Annotated in this window: 16 protein-coding genes; 8 read left to right on the forward strand and 8 right to left on the reverse strand. The window is 74.0% G+C overall.

Going from position 1 to position 18,179, the window contains the following annotated elements; all coding sequences use genetic code 11:
- Window positions 1-31: 31 nt before the first annotated feature.
- The gene (locus BD833_RS15915) at window positions 32-1,252 is read right to left on the reverse strand and encodes an acetyl-CoA C-acetyltransferase (protein ID WP_166534116.1); all 1,221 of its coding nucleotides are present in this window, start codon (window positions 1,250-1,252) and stop codon (window positions 32-34) included.
- A gap of 131 nt (window positions 1,253-1,383) precedes the next feature.
- Window positions 1,384-2,409 (reverse strand): SGNH/GDSL hydrolase family protein, encoded by a 1,026-nt coding sequence (locus BD833_RS15920; RefSeq protein WP_166534117.1) that lies wholly within the window; start codon window positions 2,407-2,409, stop codon window positions 1,384-1,386.
- A 92-nt stretch (window positions 2,410-2,501) separates the two neighbouring features.
- On the opposite strand from BD833_RS15920, the gene BD833_RS15925 reads away from it, so the two are divergent.
- Complete coding sequence (locus BD833_RS15925; protein WP_243737707.1) at window positions 2,502-3,854, forward strand: DUF2252 domain-containing protein; 1,353 nt, start codon at window positions 2,502-2,504, stop codon at window positions 3,852-3,854.
- 64 nt (window positions 3,855-3,918) lie between these two features.
- Here the strand turns inward: BD833_RS15925 and BD833_RS15930 are convergent, their stop codons facing one another.
- On the reverse strand, window positions 3,919-5,898 hold the full coding sequence (locus tag BD833_RS15930; protein WP_166534119.1) for a VWA domain-containing protein: 1,980 nt from the start codon (window positions 5,896-5,898) through the stop codon (window positions 3,919-3,921).
- 1 nt (window position 5,899) lies between these two features.
- Window positions 5,900-7,363 carry a sigma 54-interacting transcriptional regulator gene (locus tag BD833_RS15935; RefSeq protein ID WP_243737708.1) on the reverse strand — a complete coding sequence of 488 codons (1,464 nt, stop codon included), beginning with the start codon at window positions 7,361-7,363 and terminating at the stop codon, window positions 5,900-5,902.
- A 419-nt stretch (window positions 7,364-7,782) separates the two neighbouring features.
- Here BD833_RS15935 and ilvA point away from each other — a divergent pair, with 419 nt between their 5' ends.
- The 4 genes from ilvA (at window position 7,783) to BD833_RS15955 (ending at window position 13,389) form a co-directional block, all read left to right on the forward strand.
- Window positions 7,783-9,006, forward strand: coding sequence for a threonine ammonia-lyase (gene ilvA, locus BD833_RS15940; RefSeq protein WP_166534121.1), 1,224 nt, complete (start codon window positions 7,783-7,785; stop codon window positions 9,004-9,006).
- 152 nt (window positions 9,007-9,158) lie between these two features.
- Window positions 9,159-10,154 (forward strand): ATP-binding cassette domain-containing protein, encoded by a 996-nt coding sequence (locus tag BD833_RS15945; protein WP_166534122.1) that lies wholly within the window; start codon window positions 9,159-9,161, stop codon window positions 10,152-10,154.
- Window positions 10,151-10,960 (forward strand): ABC transporter permease, encoded by an 810-nt coding sequence (locus tag BD833_RS15950; RefSeq protein ID WP_166534123.1) that lies wholly within the window; start codon window positions 10,151-10,153, stop codon window positions 10,958-10,960. The genes BD833_RS15945 and BD833_RS15950 overlap by 4 nt, the downstream gene beginning before the upstream one ends.
- A 347-nt stretch (window positions 10,961-11,307) precedes the next feature.
- Window positions 11,308-13,389 carry a M3 family metallopeptidase gene (locus BD833_RS15955; RefSeq protein WP_166534124.1) on the forward strand — a complete coding sequence of 694 codons (2,082 nt, stop codon included), beginning with the start codon at window positions 11,308-11,310 and terminating at the stop codon, window positions 13,387-13,389.
- A gap of 130 nt (window positions 13,390-13,519) precedes the next feature.
- Here BD833_RS15955 and BD833_RS15960 read toward each other — a convergent pair whose 3' ends face one another.
- Both BD833_RS15960 and greA read right to left on the reverse strand, forming a co-directional pair.
- Window positions 13,520-13,852: an RNHCP domain-containing protein gene (locus BD833_RS15960; RefSeq protein ID WP_166534125.1), complete on the reverse strand. Its 333-nt coding sequence runs from the start codon at window positions 13,850-13,852 to the stop codon at window positions 13,520-13,522.
- A 7-nt stretch (window positions 13,853-13,859) separates the two neighbouring features.
- On the reverse strand, window positions 13,860-14,360 hold the full coding sequence (gene greA / locus BD833_RS15965) for a transcription elongation factor GreA (protein WP_166534126.1): 501 nt from the start codon (window positions 14,358-14,360) through the stop codon (window positions 13,860-13,862).
- Between the two features lie 242 nt (window positions 14,361-14,602).
- Between greA and mca the strand changes: the two genes are divergently transcribed.
- Window positions 14,603-15,490 (forward strand): mycothiol conjugate amidase Mca, encoded by an 888-nt coding sequence (mca, locus tag BD833_RS15970; RefSeq protein WP_166534127.1) that lies wholly within the window; start codon window positions 14,603-14,605, stop codon window positions 15,488-15,490.
- Window positions 15,487-15,816 (forward strand): hypothetical protein, encoded by a 330-nt coding sequence (locus tag BD833_RS15975; protein WP_166534128.1) that lies wholly within the window; start codon window positions 15,487-15,489, stop codon window positions 15,814-15,816. The genes mca and BD833_RS15975 overlap by 4 nt, the downstream gene beginning before the upstream one ends.
- Before the next feature lie 24 nt (window positions 15,817-15,840).
- Here BD833_RS15975 and BD833_RS15980 read toward each other — a convergent pair whose 3' ends face one another.
- Both BD833_RS15980 and BD833_RS15985 read right to left on the reverse strand, forming a co-directional pair.
- Entirely contained in the window at window positions 15,841-16,404 is a 564-nt protein-coding gene (locus BD833_RS15980) for an AMIN-like domain-containing (lipo)protein (RefSeq protein ID WP_243737709.1), read from the reverse strand.
- Window positions 16,405-16,501: 97 nt separating this feature from the next.
- On the reverse strand, window positions 16,502-17,455 hold the full coding sequence (locus BD833_RS15985) for an EamA family transporter (protein ID WP_243737710.1): 954 nt from the start codon (window positions 17,453-17,455) through the stop codon (window positions 16,502-16,504).
- Window positions 17,456-17,561: 106 nt separating this feature from the next.
- On the opposite strand from BD833_RS15985, the gene BD833_RS15990 reads away from it, so the two are divergent.
- Window positions 17,562-18,062, forward strand: a complete 501-nt coding sequence (locus BD833_RS15990; protein WP_166534129.1) for a MarR family winged helix-turn-helix transcriptional regulator — start codon at window positions 17,562-17,564, stop codon at window positions 18,060-18,062.
- Window positions 18,063-18,179: the final 117 nt, after the last annotated feature.

Raw genomic sequence — 18,179 nt, forward strand, 5'->3', positions numbered from 1 at the left:
CCGAGCGGGTGCACGGGCGGCAACGGCCGGATCAGGAGAGGCGCTCGAGCACCATCGCCATGCCCATGCCGCCACCGACGCACATGGTCTCCAGGCCGAAGGTCTTGTCCTTGGTCTGCAGGCCGTTGATCAGCGTGCCGGTGATGCGGGCGCCGGTGCTGCCGAAGGGGTGCCCGACGGCGATGGCGCCACCGTGCACGTTCAGCTTCTCGATCGGGATGCCCAGGTCCCGGTAGCTCGGGATGACCTGGGCGGCGAAGGCCTCGTTGATCTCGACGAGGTCGATGTCGTCGATGGTCATGCCGGCCCGCTGCAGGGCCAGGCGCGAGGCGTCGACCGGGCCGTAGCCCATGATCTCCGGCGAGAGGCCGGTGACCGCGGTGGAGACCACGCGGGCCAGCGGGGTGAGGCCCAGCTCGGCGGCCTTGGTGTCGCTCATGACGATGACCGCGGAGGCGCCGTCGTTGAGCGGGCAGGCGTTGCCGGCGGTGACCCGGCCGTCGGGGCGGAACACCGGCTTGAGGCCGGAGATGCCCTCCAGCGTGGTGCCGGGGCGCGGGCCGTCGTCCTTCGTGACGACGGTGCCGTCGGGCAGGGTGATCGGGACGATCTCCCGGTCCCAGAAGCCGTTGTTGATGGACTCCTCGGCGAGGTTCTGGCTGCGGACGGCGAACTCGTCCATCTCCTGGCGGGAGACGCCCTTGAGCAGCGCCAGGTTCTCCGCCGTCTGCCCCATCGCGATGTAGACGTCGGGGACGTCCCCGTTCTCGCGCGGGTCGGTCCAGGAGTCGGCGCCGCTCTCGGCCACCTTGGCCACGCGGGCCTCGGCGTCGGCGAACACCGGGTTCCTGGTGTCGGGGATGGCGTCGCTGTTCCCCTTCACGAAGCGGGAGACGGTCTCGACGCCGGCGGAGATGAAGACGTCGCCCTCGCCGGCCTTGATGGCGTGCAGCGCCATGCGGGTGGTCTGCAGCGACGAGGAGCAGTACCGGGTGATCGTCGTGCCGGGCAGGTGGTCCATGCCCAGGAGCACGCTGACGACGCGGCCCATGTTGTAGCCCTGCTCGCCACCGGGCAGGCCGCAGCCGAGCATCAGGTCGTCGATGTCGGTCGGGTCGAGCGAGGGCACCTTGTCCAGCGCGGCGCGGACGACGGCGGCGGCCAGGTCGTCGGGCCGCATGTCCTTCAGCGACCCCTTGAACGCACGGCCGATGGGTGAGCGCGCGGTCGCGACGATGACGGCTTCAGGCATGGGTCCTCCACGATGAGGGGGGTCCGACGCGGCTCGCCGGACATCGGTCACCTCGGAAACTACCCCCGACCGCCGGCGGGAGATCCCGGCCGCCGGTCAGGATCCCGGGGGTGTGGTACGGGTCACGACCGTCAGCCGACGGCGGTCGGCGACGCCTCGGCACGTTCGGCCTGGTCGGGCGTGGGCATGTCGGTCGGCCGGCGCCGCCGCAGCAGCGCCCACGGTCCGCGGGGCCCGGTCCCGGAGCCGGCGACGGCGGCCGGCTGCACCTCGGTGCCCGGCCGGTTGACCGCCCGCGCCGCGGCGCGGGCCACCGGACGCACGGTGTCCCGGCGCAGGGCCCGGAGCCCGCGGTCGGCTCCGGCCGGCCACACGTGCAGCGCGTCCGCGACCGAGGGCAGCAGGACGGCGGCGGCCGCGGCGTAGCCGGCGGCGCTGGGGTGGAACTCGTCGACGCTGAACATGGTCGCGTCGGAGGCGAAGGCGGGGCCGAGCAGCGAGCCGAGCGACACCGAGCGGCCGCCGGCCTCGACGACGGCGATGGTCTGGGCCTCGGCCATCTGCCGGCTCCAGCGGCGGGCGAGCGTGCGCAGCGGCTGGGCGATCGGGCGGATCGTGCCGAGGTCGGGGCAGGTGCCGACGACGACCTCGCATCCGGCCGCGGTGAGCCGGCGGACCGCGTCGGTGAGGTGGCCGACCGAGACCGACGTGGGCGTGCGGGCGGTGACGTCGTTGGCGCCGATCATGATCACCGCGACCGCCGGCTCCTCGGCCAGCGCCCGGTCGACCTGGGCATCGAGGTCGGCGGCGCGGGCGCCGGACTTGGCCAGCCGCACCAGCCGCACCGGGCGCTCGGCCAGCTCGGCCAGCCCGGCGGCGACCAGGACGCCGGGGGTCTCCGCGGCCCGCCGCACCCCGAGGCCGACGGCGCTGGAGTCGCCCAGGACGGTGAGCACGATCGGGGCGCCGCGCCCCCGCCCGTAGACGCCGTCGCCCGAGGGCGGGTCGCTCTTGTCGGTGCGGGCCTCGACCTTGCGGCGGGCGGCGCGGGCCTCCTCGTGCAGGAGCGCGACCAGGGCGGCGCCGGCGATGCCGACCCCGCCGCCTCCGTAGGCGGCGCCGGTGGCGAGCCATCGGGCCGTGGCGGTGCGGGTCATGGTCCCTCCGTCCCTGAGCATCGGCGTCCTGGTGGCGCCACCGACGTTATCGGCCGCCTACGGTGCAAGCTGTGGCCTCCTCCCTCCCTGGTGTGACCCCTCCCACATCCGACGACGACCGTGCGCGGCAGATCGTCGACGTCCTCGTCGAGGCGTTCGGCGACCTCATGGACGCCGATGCCGACGCCTTCCGGACCAAGTTCCGGAAGATGGCGGCCGATCCGTTCGCCTTCTACCGCGGCAGCGCGCCCCTGTTCTACGCCGACATGGCGACATTCGAGGATCGCTGGTGCGACGAGCGGACGTCGCGCGTGTGGATCCAGGGTGACCTGCACGCGGAGAACTTCGGCACCTACATGGACAGCGCCGGCCGGATCGTCTTCGACGTCAACGACTTCGACGAGGCCTACCTGGGCCACGTGAGCTGGGACCTGCGCCGGTTCGCCGCGAGCTTCGCGCTGCTCGCGTGGCGCAAGGCGCTGGGCGACGAGGTCATCGGCGAGCTGCTCGGCGGCTACCTGAACGCCTACCTGGACCAGGTGGAGGCGTTCACCCGCTCCGACGAGGACCGCTCCTTCGCGCTGCGGGCGGACAACACCGAGGGGGCGGTGCGGGAGGTCATCTTCGAGACGACCACCCGCACGCGGCTCGGGCTGCTGGAGCGCATGACGGTGATCGAGGGCTACCGGCGGCGGTTCGCCGACCGCCCGCGCAACCGCCGCCTGGAGGACGACGAGCGCGAGCGGGTGCTGGCCGCCCTGGAGCGCTACCGCGAGACCGTGCCCAAGGGCCAGCGGCGCCGCGAGGTCACCTACGACGTCAAGGACGTGATCGGCACCGGCGGCTTCGGCATCGGCAGCGCCGGGCTGCCGGCGTACAACGTGCTGCTCGAGGGGTACGACCAGGCGCTGGAGAACGACGTCGTCCTCTCGCTGAAGCAGGGCAACGTGCCCGCCCCCAGCCGGGTCGTCACCGACCCGGAGATCCGGGCGTACTTCGAGAACGAGGGGCACCGGACGGCGCTGAGCCAGCGGGCGCTGCAGGCCAACGCCTCCCAGTTCCTGGGCTACACCGAGATCGACGGCCGCGGGTTCGTCGTCGCCGAGCTCTCGCCCTACGAGCTGGACCTGGACTGGGAGGACCTCACCGAGCCCGAGGACATCGCGCCGGTGATGGTGCAGCTCGGGCGGGCGACGGCGAAGCTGCACTGCGTGGGGGACGCCGACAGCGACCACACTCTCGTGCCGTTCCAGACCGAGGAGGCGATCACCGCGATGATCGGCGACCGGCGGGCGGAGTTCGTCGCCGACCTGGTCGACTTCGCGCACGGCTACGCGCACCGCACGCAGGACGACTTCCGGCTGTTCGTGAACGCCTTCCGCGCCGGGCAGATCCCGGGCATCAGCTCCAGCGGCTCGCACCCGCTGCCGGCGGACCGGGCATAGGAAGCTATGCATACGTCTGCGCGGCCGAAACCGTATGCATAGCCTCCTATGCCTGGGTGGCCGGTCAGCGGGCGCGGCGCCCCCTCCGGCTGCGCAGGTAGTCGGCGACGACGTACTCGCCCAGCCGGTCGGCGTCGGGCTCGAACACCCGCCCGCCGGCCCGCTGGGTGAGGTCGTGCACGAAGTGGATCAGCCCGGGGTCGGGGTCGAGGGCGAACACGTTCACCGTGGCGCCCGACCGGGCCACCTTCTCGACCTCGGCCACCGTGCGGGCGATCGTCTCGGGCATGGGGGGCCAGCAGAAGAACGGCGTCCCGTCGTCCTCCAGGTGCGCGGTGGGCTCGCCGTCGGTGACCACGAGCACCACCGGCTCGGCGTCCCGGTGCCGCGCGAGGAACCGCCGGGCCAGCATCAGCCCGTGCTGCAGGTTGGTGCCCTGCAGGGTGTCCACGCTGAGCTCGGCGAGGGTCTCCGGGCGCAGCACCTGGGCGGTGGAGGAGAAGCCGATGATCTCGATCGCGTCCTGCGGGAAGCGGGTGGTCACCAGCGAGTGCAGCGCCATCGCCGTCGACTTCGCCGCGCCCCACGTCCCGCGCAGCGCCATCGAGTAGGAGAGGTCGACCAGCAGCGCCACGGCCGCGCCGGTGCGCCGCTCGGTCTCCACGACCTCGAAGTCCTCGACGGCGATGCGCACCCGGGTGCCGGTGCGGGGTGAGCCCGCCGTCCGCAGGACGGCGTTCTTCACCGTGCGGACGACGTCGAGGGGCTGCTCGTCGCCGAACCGCCACTCCCGGGAGCTGCCGGTGAGCTCCCCGGCGGCACCGGCGTCGGCGACGTCGTGCTCGCCGCGGCCCGTGGCGTCCAGCGTCGCGAACACCCGGCGCAGGGCGGTCGCGCCGAGCCGGCGGACCGCCTTGGGGGAGAGCTCCAGGGTGCCGCCGGAGCGGTTCAGGTAACGCTGCCGCTCCAGCTCCCGTTCCAGCTGCCGCAGCGCGGCCAGGTCGTCGGCGGCGGGCCGGCCCAGCGCGCGCTCGAGCAGCTCCTCGTCGACGTCGGCCAGCGAGGCGCCGGCGTAGCCCTGCGACAGCTGGTTGGACAGCGCCTCGAGGTCGGCGAGCTCGGCGACCGCGCTGGTGGCGTCGCCCATGCCCAGGGACTGCTCGCCGTCGGGCACCTGGCCGCGCTGGCCCCACGGCAGGTCCGGCCGGGCCTGCCGCAGCGCGTCGGAGAGGTGCGCCATCTCGCTGGCCAGCCCCATGTCCTCCATCGTCTGGGCCATGAGGTCGGCGAGCTCGGCCCGCTGCTCGGCGGAGAGCCCGGCCATCATCCGCTGCTGGGCGGCGGCCCGGCGCGCCAGGGAGTCGATCAGCTCCTCGACCGACCCGGGCTGGTCGGGGAAGAACTGCCCGTGCTTGGCCATGAAGTCGGCGAACTGCTGGTCGGTGTCCTCGCCGCGGTTGTGCGCGTCCACGAGCCGGGACAGGTCGGCCACCATGTCCTTGACCGCCTGCATGTCCTGGTCGGTGGCGTTCTCCAGCGACTGCTTCATGGAGGCGAACGAGCTGTCGAGGACCTCGCGCCGGAGCAGGTCCTGGATCTGCTCGTAGGCCTGGCGGGCCTCGGCCGAGCGCCAATCGTAGTCCTTGAGCGCCCGCACCGCCCCGGAGGTGTCCTCGGGGAGGGCGTCGAGCTCGGCCTCCTTGAGCCGGGCCAGGTCGTCGGGGTCGGGGAACAGCTCGGTCCGCTCGGCCTGCACCGCCCGGTCGAGCAGCTCGCGCACCTCCTGCAGGGTGCCGTCCATGCGGCCGGCGGTGCGCGCGGTGCGCAGCCGGTCGCGCACCGCCCGGCGCAGCTCGTCGAGTCCGCGCCGGCCCTCGGTGCCGCGCCGGAGCAGCTCGCGCAGCGCCTCCCGCACGCCGCTGCCGCCCAGCACCGAGTCGCCGATCTCGTCGACGGCGTTGCCCAGGTCGTACGGCGGGGCGAGCGGGTCCGGGCCGCCCCGCCAGGCGCCGTACCGGTAGCCGCGTGGGCGGCGTTCGCTCACCTCAGGCCCCGTACACCGTGCGGCCGCCGTCGGTGTCCTTGGCCAGCCGGCGGGTCAGGTAGAGCCCCTCCAGGGCGAACTCGACGGCGGCCGCCGCCTGCTCCGGTGACTGGTCGCCCTCGGGCACCCCGAGCCGGCCGAGCAGCTCGGCGAGCCTGGGCACCGTGCCGAGCTGGCCCATCAGCGCCGGCGCGCTGACCAGGTCGCCGGACTCGACGGTCTCCCCGCCGGTGAAGTGCTCCTGCAGGCCGGACAGGTCCAGCCCGGCGCAGCGGGCCCGGAAGGTCTGCGCGGTGGCCTGGCGGAGCAGGTGCTCGAGCACCTCCAGCTCGCGGTCGTCGTCCGGGTCGGAGCCGGAGTCGGCGAACTCGACCTTGCCGCGACTGGCCGGGACGATGCTCGGCAGGTCCACCACCCGCGCCACCGGCCGGGTCTCCCCGGCCACGGCGGCGCGGCGGACGGCGGAGGCGGCGACGGTCTCCAGCCCGGCGATGGCGAACCGGGCGCTGACGCCGGAGCGGCTGTCGACGTGGCTGGACTCGCGGACCAGGCGGGTGAAGCGGGCGACGATCTCGACCAGGTGGTGCGGGACGACCGGCTGGGCGAGGTGGTCGGCGCCGAACGCGGTCGGCCAGCTCAGCTCGGCCTCCTGCTGCAGCAGCCGGATCTCGTCGGCGAGCTCGATCGGGTAGTGCGTGCGCACCTCGGCGCCGAACCGGTCCTTGAGCGGGGTGATGATCCGGCCGCGGTTGGTGTAGTCCTCGGGGTTGGCGCTGGCCACGAGCAGCAGGTCCAGGGGCAGCCGGACGCGGTAGCCGCGGATCTGGATGTCGCGCTCCTCCAGCACGTTGAGCAGCGCCACCTGGATCCGCTCGGCGAGATCGGGCAGCTCGTTGACGCTGAAGATGCCGCGGTTGGTGCGGGGCACCAGGCCGTAGTGCACCGTCTCCGGGTCACCGAGGGTGCGGCCCTCGGCCACCTTGATCGGGTCGACGTCGCCGATCAGGTCGCCGACGCTGGTGTCGGGCGTGGCCAGCTTCTCGCCGAACCGCTCGCTGCGGTGCAGCCAGCCGACCGGGGTGGCGTCGCCGTGCTCGGCGATCTGGCGGTGCGCCCAGACGCTGACCGGGGCCAGCGGGTGCTCGTTCAGCTCGCTGCCGACGAGCACCGGCGTCCACTCGTCGAGCAGGCCGACCAGGGTGCGGATCAGGCGGGTCTTGCCCTGGCCGCGCTCGCCCAGCAGGACGAGGTCGTGGCCGGCGATGAGCGCGCGCTCGACCTCGGGGAGCACGGTGTCCTCGAAGCCGACGATGCCGGGCAGGGTGGGCTCCCCGGCGGCCAGGCGGACGAGCAGGTTGGCGCGGATCTCGGCCTTGACCGGCCGGAAGGCGGCGCCGCTGGCGCGGAGGTCGCCGAGTGTGGTGGGTGCGGGGGAGGGGGTTGCCGGTGCGGGGCTGTCCGTCACCCCCGCCACGGTACGACGGTCTGCCCATTCGTCGTCCTCCGGACGACACCGCGGCCACTGTCCGTCCCGACTTTCGCGGAGCCGCTGCGTCGCGCCTGCGCGATCACACGGTCGTCCTCCGGACGACACCGCGACCACGTGCCGTCCCCGTGGTGCGCGGAGCCGCTGCGTCGCGCCTGCGCGATCACACGGTCGTCCTCCGGACGACACCGCGACCACGTGCCGTCCCCGTGGTGCGCGGAGCCGCTGCGTCGCGCCTGCGCGATCACACGGTCGTCCTCCGGACGACACCGCGACCACGTGCCGTCCCCGTGGTACGCGGAGCCGCTGCGTCGCGCCTGCGCGGACCCCTCCGGGGGCCACTCGGCACGACAGCCCGGTGGTGCGTTCCGGCGGCGCCCTCCTGGAATGATCGCTGCATGCCGACGCCCGAGGTCCCCCTGGTCAGCGGTGCCGACGTCGAGGCGGCGGCGGAGCTCATCGGGGGCGTGGTCCGGCGCACCCCGCTGGAGCACTCCCGGGGCCTCGCCGACCTGGTGGGCGGTCCGGTGTGGCTCAAGTGCGAGAACCTGCAGCGCACCGGCTCGTTCAAGATCCGCGGGGCCTACACGCGGATCGCGCGGCTGACCGACGCCGAACGGGCCCGCGGCGTCGTCGCCGCGAGCGCCGGCAACCACGCGCAGGGCGTGGCCCTGGCCGCGCGGCTGCTGGGCGCCACCGCCACCGTCTACATGCCGGAGACCGCGCCGCTGCCGAAGCTGGCCGCCACCCGGGCCTACGGCGCCACGATCGAGATGCTCGGGCAGTCGCTGGCCGAGCCGCTGGTGGCCGCCGCCGAGCACGCCGAGCGCACCGGCGCGGTCTTCATCCACCCCTTCGACCACCCCGACGTGATCGCCGGCCAGGGCACCGTCGGGCTGGAAGTGCTCGAGCAGTGCCCCGAGGTGGCGACCGTGCTGGTCTGCGCCGGGGGCGGTGGCCTGGTCGCCGGGCTCGCGGCCGCGGTGAAGAGCCGGCGTCCCGACGTCCGGGTGGTGGCGGTGCAGGCCGAGCAGGCCGCGGCGCTCCCCGGGTCGCTGGCGGCCGGCCGCCCGGTGGCGCTGGAGTCGATGGCGACGATGGCCGACGGGATCGCCGTCCCCCGGCCCAGCGACCTCTCCTTCGCGCACGTGCAGGGTCTGGTGGACGAGGTGCGCACGGTCAGCGAGGAGGACCTCTCCCGCGCGCTGCTGTTCTGCCTGGAGCGGGCCAAGCTGGTGGTCGAGCCGGCCGGGGTCGCCGCGGTGGCGGCGGTGCTGGCCGACCCGACGGCGTTCGCCCCGCCGGTGGTGGCGGTCGTCTCCGGCGGCAACATCGACCCGGTGCTGCTGCTCAAGGTCGTCCAGCACGGCATGGCCGCGGCGGGCCGCTACCTCTCGCTGCGGCTGCAGGTGCCCGACCGGCCCGGCTCGCTGGCCGCCCTGCTCGCCGAGCTCGCCGCCGGAGGGGCCAACGTGCTGGAGGTCGAGCACGAGCGCACCGGCACCCGCCTGGGGGTGGGCGAGGTGGAGATCGGGGTGGTCCTGGAGACCCGTGGGCCGACGCACGCCGAGGAGGTCGTGGCCGCGCTGCTGCGCGCCGGCTACGCCGTCACCCCGGAGTGAGTTCCCGGGGCCGGCGATGAGTCCCGGCCCCTGCCCCGGTCCTAGCTCCCGACCCCGTACCGGGCGGGGCGGGAGACCGAGGAGTCATGGGTGTGCGCACCGTGGAGAACGGCGTCCGGGAACTGTCGGTGGGCGCGGCTAGCGTCCGCGGCATGAGCGACGCGATCGTCGTCGAGGGGTTGGTCAAGCGTTTCGGCGCGACCACCGCGCTCGACGGAGTGGACCTGACCGTGGCCGAGGGCTCGGTGCTCGGCCTCCTCGGCCCCAACGGGGCGGGGAAGACGACGGTGGTGCGCGTGCTGACCACCCTGCTGCAGGCCGACGCCGGACGGGTCGAGGTCGTCGGGCTGGACGTGGCCCGCGACGCCGACCGGGTACGTGCGGCCATCGGCCTCACCGGCCAGTACGCGGCGGTGGACGAGTACCTGACCGGCTTCGAGAACCTCGAGATGGTCGGGCGGCTGTACCACCTGCCGAAGGCGGAGGCCCGCAGGCGGGCCGGGGAGCTGCTGGAGCGCTTCGACCTCTCGGACGCGGCCGGCCGCCCGGCCAAGACCTACTCCGGCGGGATGCGGCGCCGGCTGGACATCGCCGCGTCGCTGATCAACCGCCCACGGGTGCTGTTCCTCGACGAGCCGACCACCGGCCTGGACCCGCGCAGCCGGCTGGCCATGTGGGAGTTCATCGCCGAGCTGGCCGACGGGGGGACGACGATCCTGCTGACCACGCAGTACCTGGAGGAGGCCGACCGGCTGGCCGACCGGATGGTGGTCATCGACCGGGGCAGGGTCATCGCCCGCGGGACGGGGGACGACCTGAAGGCGCAGGTCGGCGGGCAGCGCCTGGAGTTCACTCTGGCCCGCGCCGTCGACCTGGGCGAGGTGGCCCGGCGGCTGGCGCCGCTGGCGGTGGAGGACCCGCACAGCGACGAGCAGTCGCGGCGGCTGAGCCTGCCGGTGCGCGGTGGCACCGAGGTGCTGGCCGAGGCGCTGCGCCTGCTGGAGGGCAGCGGGGTCGAGGTGCTCGACGTGGGGCTGCGGCGTCCCGACCTGGACGACGTGTTCCTGACCCTGACCGGCCGCGCGGCCGAGGAGGTCGCCACCGACGAGCCCACGCCCGAGCCGATTCCGACCGGAGCAGCCCGATGACCAGCCTCGCCACGACGCTCTCCGACAGCGTCGTCATCACCAAGCGGAACCTGATCAAGGTCAAGCGGGTCCCCGACCTGGTCGTCTTCGCGACCCTCTCGCCGATCATGTTCGTGCTGCTGTTCCGGTACGTCTTCGGCGGCGCGATCGGCGGGCTGCCCCCCGGGGTCTCCTACGCGGAGTTCCTGCTGCCGGGGATCTTCGCCCAGACGATCGTGCTCGGGTCGACCACGACCGGCGCCAGCATCGCCGAGGACCTGCAGAAGGGCCTCGTCGACCGCTTCCGCTCGTTGCCGATGGCGCCGGCGGCCGTGCTCGTCGGCCGGACCGTCGCCGACGCCGGGCTCAACATCATCTCGATCGCGGTCATGGCGCTGACCGGGCTCGTGGTCGGCTGGCGGATCAACTCGTCGGTGCCCGAGGCGGTCGCCGGTTTCCTCGTCCTGCTGCTGTTCGCCTTCGCGATCTCGTGGCTGATGGCGCTGGTCGGCCTCCTGGTCCGGACGCCGGAGGTGGTCAACAACGCCAGCTTCATCGTGATCTTCCCGCTGACCTTCGTGGCCAACACGTTCGTGCCGCTGGAGACGTTCCCGTCGGTGCTGCGCACCTTCGCCGAGTGGAACCCGGTGTCCGCGGTGGTCCAGGCGGCCCGCAACCTGTTCGGCAACACCTCCGACCAGGTGCCGGTGCCCGATGCCTGGTCGCTGCAGAACCCGGTGCTCTACACGCTCATCTGGGTGGTCGTCATCCTGGCGGTGTTCGTCCCGCTCTCGGTCCGCCAGTTCCGCCGCACCGCCAGCCGCTGAGCCTGCGCCGGGCCTCACCCGCCGACCGGAACGTCGTGGTCGGACCGAGTGGGGCCCGGAGGGCTCCGCGCAGGGACGACGCAGCGGCTCCGCCCGCCTCGACGTCTGGTCGGCACGGAGTGGGGCCCCGAGGGTCCCCGACGTGTCGACGGATGGGCTCAGCGCCGGCCGGGGACGGCACGTGGCCGCGGTGCGGCCCGGAGGGTCGCGATGTGATGGCGGTGCGTCGTGGTCGGACCGAGTGGGGCCCGGAGGGCTCCGCGCAGGGACGACGCAGCGGCTCAGCGCCGGTGGGGGACGGCACGTGGCCGCGGTGCGGCCCGGAGGGTCGCGATGTAATAGCGGCGATGAGTGCCGCCGAGAACCCTGCCCTGTCCGCCGACAACCCGCTGGCCGCACCCTCGGAGCTGCCGTTCCGGCTGCCGCCGTTCGCCGACATCAGCCTGGAGCACTGCCGGGAGGCGCTCCTGGCCGGGATGGCCGAGCACCGCCGGGAGATCGCCGCGATCGCCGGGTCGGCGGAGCCGCCGACGGCGCAGAACACGATCGTGGCGCTGGAGCGCTCGGGCGCACTGCTCGACCGGGCGTGGTCGGTGTTCGGCAACCTCTCCTCCTCGGTCGCCACCCCGAGGCTCCGGGAGATCGAGCGGGAGATCGCGCCGCTCGCCGCCGCCCACGACGATGCGCTGCGCCTGGACCCGGCGCTGTTCGCCCGGGTGGACGCGGTGCACGAGGGGCGCTCCGACGCCGGGCTGGACCCGGAGACGCTGCGGCTGGTCGAGCGGTACCACCTGGACTTCGTCCTCGCCGGCGCGCGCCTCGACGCCGACGGCCGGGCGCGGTTGAGCGAGCTCAACCAGGAGCTCTCGGAGCTGTCTACGACGTTCGGCCAGAACCTGCAGCTGGCCACCGAGGCCGCGGCCGTCCGCGTGACCGACGCCGCCGAGCTCGACGGCCTCACGCCGGAGGAGGTCGGGGCGGCCGCGCGGACGGCCACCGACCGCGGGCTCGACGGGTACCTGATCACCCTCGTGCTGCCGACGGGCCAGCCGGCGCTGACCAAGCTGCGGAACCGCGACCTGCGCCGCCGGGTGTTCGAGGCGTCGGTGACTCGGGCGGCGGGCGGCGAGCACGACAACCGCCCCGTCGCCGAGCGGATCGCCCGGGCCCGGGCCGAGCGGGCCCGCCTGCTCGGTTTCGCCACCCACGCCGACCTCGTGCTGGCCGACTCCACCGCCGGCACGGCGGCCGCCGTCGACGAGATGCTCGCCTCGATGGTCCCGGCGTCGGCCGCCAACGCGGAGGCCGAGGCCGGCGTCCTCCGCGAGGCCGCGGCCCGGGACGGCGTCGAGCTCGCCGCCTGGGACTGGGCGTTCTACAGCGAGCGGGTGCGGGCCGAGCGCTACGCCGTCGACACGGCGGCCCTGCGGCCGTACTTCGAACTGGACCGGGTGCTGGTCGACGGGGTCTTCACCGCCGCCGAGCGGCTCTACGGCTTCCGGTTCACCCCGCGGACCGACCTCGCCGGCTACCACCCCGACGTGCGGGTGTGGGAGGTCCGCGACGCCGACGGGGCCGACGTCGGCCTGTACCTCGGCGACTTCTTCGCCCGGGAGGGCAAGCGCGGCGGGGCATGGATGAGCTCGTTCGTCCGCCAGTCGGGCCTGCTCGGCACCCGCCCGGTCGTGGTCAACAACCTCAACGTCTCGCGGGCGCCGGAAGGGCAGCCCACGCTGCTCACCCTCGACGAGGTGAACACGCTCTTCCACGAGTTCGGCCACGCGCTGCACGGGCTGACCTCGGCGGTCACCTACCCGCGTTTCGCCGGCACCGCCGTCCCGCGGGACTTCGTCGAGTTCCCGAGCCAGGTCAACGAGATGTGGGCGCTGTGGCCCGAGGTGCTCGGCGGCTACGCGCGGCACGTCGAGACCGGTGAGCCGCTGCCGGCCTCGGTCGTGGCGGCCATCGACGCGGCGCAGCTGTGGGGCGAGGGGTTCGGCACGCTCGAGTACCTGGCCGCCACGCTGCTCGACCAGGCGTGGCACCGGATCACGCCCGAGACGGAGATCGGCGACCCGGTCGAGTTCGAGCGCGTGGCACTCGCCGCGGCGGGGGTCGCCTCCGACCTGGTGCCGCCGCGCTACCGCACGACCTACTTCCAGCACATCTTCGCCGGCGGCTACTCCGCCGGCTACTACTCCTACATCTGGTCGGAGGTGCTCGACGCCGACACGGTGGAGTGGTTCACGGAGAACGGTGGCCTGCGGCGGGAGAACGGCGACGTCTTCCGGCAGCGGCTGCTCTCCGTCGGCGGCTCGGTGGACCCGCTGGAGGCGTTCCGCGCCGTCCGCGGCCGCGACGCCGACCCCCTGCCCCTGCTCAAACGACGTGGGCTGGTGGCATCGGGACCGGGTGACGGGACCACCTGAGCCGGGAACGGCAGGGGCCTGCAGTGGACCCGTCGCGGGGCCCGGAGGGCTCCCGACGGGGACATGGGCAAGGGCTCAGCGGCGCCGGGGAACGGCACGTGGCCGCGGTGCGATCCGGAGGATCGCAATGTCATAGCCAGGGCAGGCTGAGCACCAGGTCGAGGTCATCGGGGGCGTCGCCGTCGCGGACCAGCCGGTTGGGCTGGTGGTGGCCGCAGGCGGTGCAGCGGTGCACCACCTGCCAGCCCTTGCCCGACTTCTCCACCAGCCCGACCGGCTCCATCGGCTGCCGGCACTCGCTGGCGCGGTCACCGGGCAGGTCGTCGACGTGCAGCGACCACAGGCAGTACGGGCAGTGGTTGCGGTAGTGCCCGTCGGTGTTGGCCGGCACCGGTGCGGTGCAGTGCACGCACGGAAAGCCGGTGTTCTCCGCCCGCCGGGAGCGGGCGCGCGGTGCGGTCACCTGCCGGTCAGGGGACGAACGGCTCGATGCCGACGACCTCGACGGTGATGTCCCGGCCGTTGGGGGCCTGGTAGGTGACCTTCTTGCCCGGCTTGGCGCCCATGATCGCCGCGCCGAGGGCCGACTCCGGCGAGTAGACGGTCAGGTCGGTGGTGCCGGCGATCTCGCGCGATCCGAGCAGGAACTTCTCGGTGTCGTCGTCGCCCTCGAACCGGATGGTGATGACCGTGCCGGTGGCGGCGTGCGTGACCTTCGTCGGCGGCTCGCCGACGTGGGCCTTGCGGAGCAGGTCGGTGACCTGGCGGATCCGGCCCTCCTGCTTGCCCTGCTCGTCCTTGGCGGCGTGGTAGCCGCCGTTCTCCTTGAGGTCGCCCTCCTCGCGGCGGGCGTTGATCTCGGCGGCCATGGCCGGGCGGTTCGCCACCAGCTGGTCGAGCTCGGCCTTCAGCCGGTCGTAGGCGTCCTGGGTCAGCCAGATGCCGTCGTGCTCGTCAGTGGGGGTGGACACGGGGGAGAACTCCTGGAAATCGGGGTGCCGTCCCCTGCGGACGGCGGTGGTCGATCCGGCCAAGCTAGCACCGGAGAGCCGGCGGACGCAGCGGTGCGACGTGCGCGGCGGTTGCGGAACCCGAGCGTACCCAGCGCGGGTGGGCGATGCCCGCCACCCGTCCGGAGGGCCGCGGGAGAGGTGTGGGCCACACCTTCGGGAGGGTCGCTCCGCAGGGCCCTCGGGCGAGGGACACTGTCCTGGTGACCCAACCCGATCAGTTGCGACTGCTCGCCGTGCACGCTCATCCGGACGACGAGTCGAGCAAGGGCGCCGCCACGATGGCGAAGTACGTCGCCGAGGGCGCGCGCGTGCTGGTGGCGACGGCGACCGGCGGCGAGCGCGGCTCGGTGCTCAACCCGGCGATGGACCGCCCCGACGTGTGGGACCGGCTGCCGCAGATCCGTGCCGAGGAGATGGCGAAGGCCCGCGAGATCCTCGGCGTCGAGCAGGAGTTCCTGGGCTTCGTCGACTCCGGGCTGCCCGAGGGCGACCCGCTGCCCCCGCTGCCGGAGGGGTGCTTCGCGCTCGTCCCGATCGAGGAGGCGGCGGCTCCGCTGGTCGCGCTGATCCGCCGCTTCAAGCCGCAGGTGATCACCACCTACGACGAGCGCGGCGGCTACCCGCACCCCGACCACATCAAGACCCACGAGATCTCGGTGCACGCGTTCGAGGCCGCCGGTGACCCGGACCGCTACCCCGAGCTCGGCGAGCCCTGGCAGCCGAGCAAGCTCTACTACCACATGAGCTTCACGCTGCCCCGGACGAAGGCGCTGCACGAGGCCATCCTCGCGACCGGCGCGGAGTCCCCCTACGCCGAGTGGCTGGAGAAGTGGGACCCCGCCCACGACATCTCCCACCGGGTGACCACCCGGGTGCCGTGCGGTGAGTACTTCCCGGTCCGCGACGCGGCGCTCATCGCGCACGCGACCCAGATCGACCCGCTCGGCCGGTGGTTCGCCTGCCCGGTGGAGACCCAGCAGCAGATCTGGCCCACCGAGGACTACGAGCTGGCCCGGTCGCTGGTCGACACCCCCACCCCGGAGGACGACCTGTTCGCCGGGATCCGCAGTGAGGTGACCGTCCGATGACCTCGTCCGCCGCCGTGCAGGTCCTCGCCGCTGCCGAGCAGCAGCTGCCCGAGGACGTCGGCAAGGCCGGCCCGCTGGGGCTGCTGCTCCTCGTGGTCCTGCTCATCGCCGTCGCGTTCCTGGTCAAGTCGATGAGCGGCCACCTGAAGCGGGTGCCGCGCAGCTTCGACGAGGCCGACCAGGAGCCGCGCATCGTCGTCCCCGACTCCCCGGCCGGGCTGGTCGACGACCGGGAGCCCGGTCAGGACCTGCTGGAGACCCTGCGCCGCGCGCCGCGGGCCATCGAGGCGCCGCGGGACGACGAGGGCCGGACGCCGCGCGGCTGACCCGCAGCCGGGGCGGCGCTGCGCTCACCAGCGGTGCGCGACGTCGACCACGAGGCGGACCTGGCCGCTGTCCGGCCCGGCCAGGGTGAAGGTGCGGAAGGGCAGCCGGGCGCGGGTGCCCAGCCCCACGCTGGTCTGCCCCTCGAAGGAGCCGGCCAGTGCGACATGCCGGAATGTTCCGTAGCCGTCGACGTCGACCAGCTCGGCGCGGTCGGCCGGGACGTAGGTCGGCTGCCGCTGCTCGCCGTGGGCGGGCGCGCCGACCACGACCTGGAGGGCGGCCCCGCCGCGGAGCGGGACCGTGTGCCCGGAGCCGGGCTCCCGCACCTGCGGGGCGTACCGCACGGTGTAGGTGAGCGGCCGGTCCGCCTCGCCGTGCAGGTCGACGACCAGGCGGTCGAAGCACTCGTGCCGGCCGGCGCGGACGTCGGTGACGACGGCGTCGGCCACCCGCATCGGTACCGCCTCCGGCAGCGATCCCCACACCTGCCCGCAGAACGGCTGCGGGGTGCCGGCGGCCGCGGCCGGGGCAGCGCCGAGCGCCATCACCGCCCCGGCGCAGAGAGCCAGTGCACGTCTCCGGATCACGGTCGACCACATCCCTCCGTGCGCCCCTCCGGCGCCCTCCGGCTCCTGCCCGTGGGGCGGGCCCGGACGCATGGCCGGCCCGATCGTCACCGGGTCGTCATGCGCGGTGCGAGCCGTGCCGGGACGGAGCCGGGAGCCGCTGCGCCAGGACCAGGCTGCCCAGCGCCACGGCCGCGCCGCCCAGCTGCACCGGCGTCAGTGCCTGGCCGAGCAGCCCCCACCCGATCGCGGCCGCGACCACCGGGGAGAGGAGGGTCAGGAAGCTGATCCGTTCGGCCGGCAGCAGGTCCAGGCCGCGGAGCCACAGCGCGTAGGCCAGGGCGGTGTTGACCAGGCCGAGGTAGGCGAAGCCGCCGAGCTCGCCGCCGGTGACCCCGGACGGCAGGCCTTCCACGAGCAGGAGCACGGGCAGCAGGAGGAGGCCGCCGGCCAGCAGTTGCCAGCCGGTGAAGGCGAGGAGCGGGGCTGGGCGGCCCCAGCGCTGGGTGAGCACGACGCCGGTCGCCATCGACGCGGTGCCGGCGAGGCCGGCGAGCACGCCGACCGCGTCCAGCCGCGCCCCGTCGTCGACGACGATCAGGGCCACCCCGGCGACGCCCGCGAGGCCGAGCCAGAGCGTCCGCGCCCGGGGGCGACGCCCGAGCAGTGGCAGGGCGAGCAGGGCGACGATCAGCGGCTGCGCCGCACCCAGCACCGCGGCGATGCCGCCGGGCAGCCGGTAGGCGGCGACGAAGAGCAGGGCGAAGAACGCGCCGATGTTGAGCGCCCCGAGGGTGGCCGCCTTCCACCACCACGCCCCCCGGGGCAGCTGACGGCCGAGGACGACGAGCAGGAGCCCGGCGGGGAGGGCGCGCGCCGCCGCGGCCAGGAGCGGTCGGTCGGGAGGGAGCCACTCCGTGGTGACGGCGTACGTCGTCCCCCAGGTGGCCGGCGCCAGCGCGGCGAGCGCGGTGACCGTCCACACGGTCCGCCTGCGGGCCCCGCCGGTGGCCGCGCCGGTGGCCGTGCCGGCGCCGGCTGCGGGGACATGGGGGAGCGAGACGGTGGGCACGGCGGCACCTCGTTCGGGTGGAAGAATCTTGCTCCCAAGATACTTGGCTCGAAGAATCTGTCAACCGTGGAAGATGAGGTCGGCGCGACGACGAGGGGTGTGCGAGATGGTCGAGAAGGATCGGGTCGACGAGATCGTCGAGCAGTGGGCGCGGGAACGGCCGGACCTCGAGACCGGCCCCATGGCGCTCCTCGGCCGGATCTCGCGCACCGCGCGGCTGGCCGGTGATGCGCAGGAGCGGTGCTACGGCCGGTTCGGGATCACCCGCGCGGATTTCGACGTGCTCGCGACGCTGCGCCGGGCCGGGGGTGGCAGTGGCCTCTCGCCCGGCCGGCTCACCAGCTCCCTCATGCTCACCAGCGGCGGCATGACCGGCCGGCTCGACCGCCTGGAGCGCGCCGGTCTGGTCGTGCGGACGCCGGATCCCGAGGATCGGCGCGCGCTGCTGGTCGACCTCACGCCCGCTGGCAGGGAGCTGATCGACGAGGCCGTCACCGCCAGCGTCGCCGAGCAGCGCCGGCTCCTCGGTGACCTCACGGTCGACCAGCAGCGGAAGGTGAGCGCCCTGCTCCGCGAGGTGCTCGGGTCGGTCGAGCGGCACGCGTGAGCCGGCGTGCGTGTCCGCTGTCGGCGGAACCGCCACCCTGGCGCGGGGGACCGGGGCTGCTTACCGTGTAACCACGTAATCAACGCCTCGGAGGTTGCCATGCACGGAGCCCGGTCC

It is taken from the genome of Blastococcus xanthinilyticus, from assembly GCF_008124835.1.
Classification (GTDB): domain Bacteria; phylum Actinomycetota; class Actinomycetes; order Mycobacteriales; family Geodermatophilaceae; genus Blastococcus; species Blastococcus xanthinilyticus.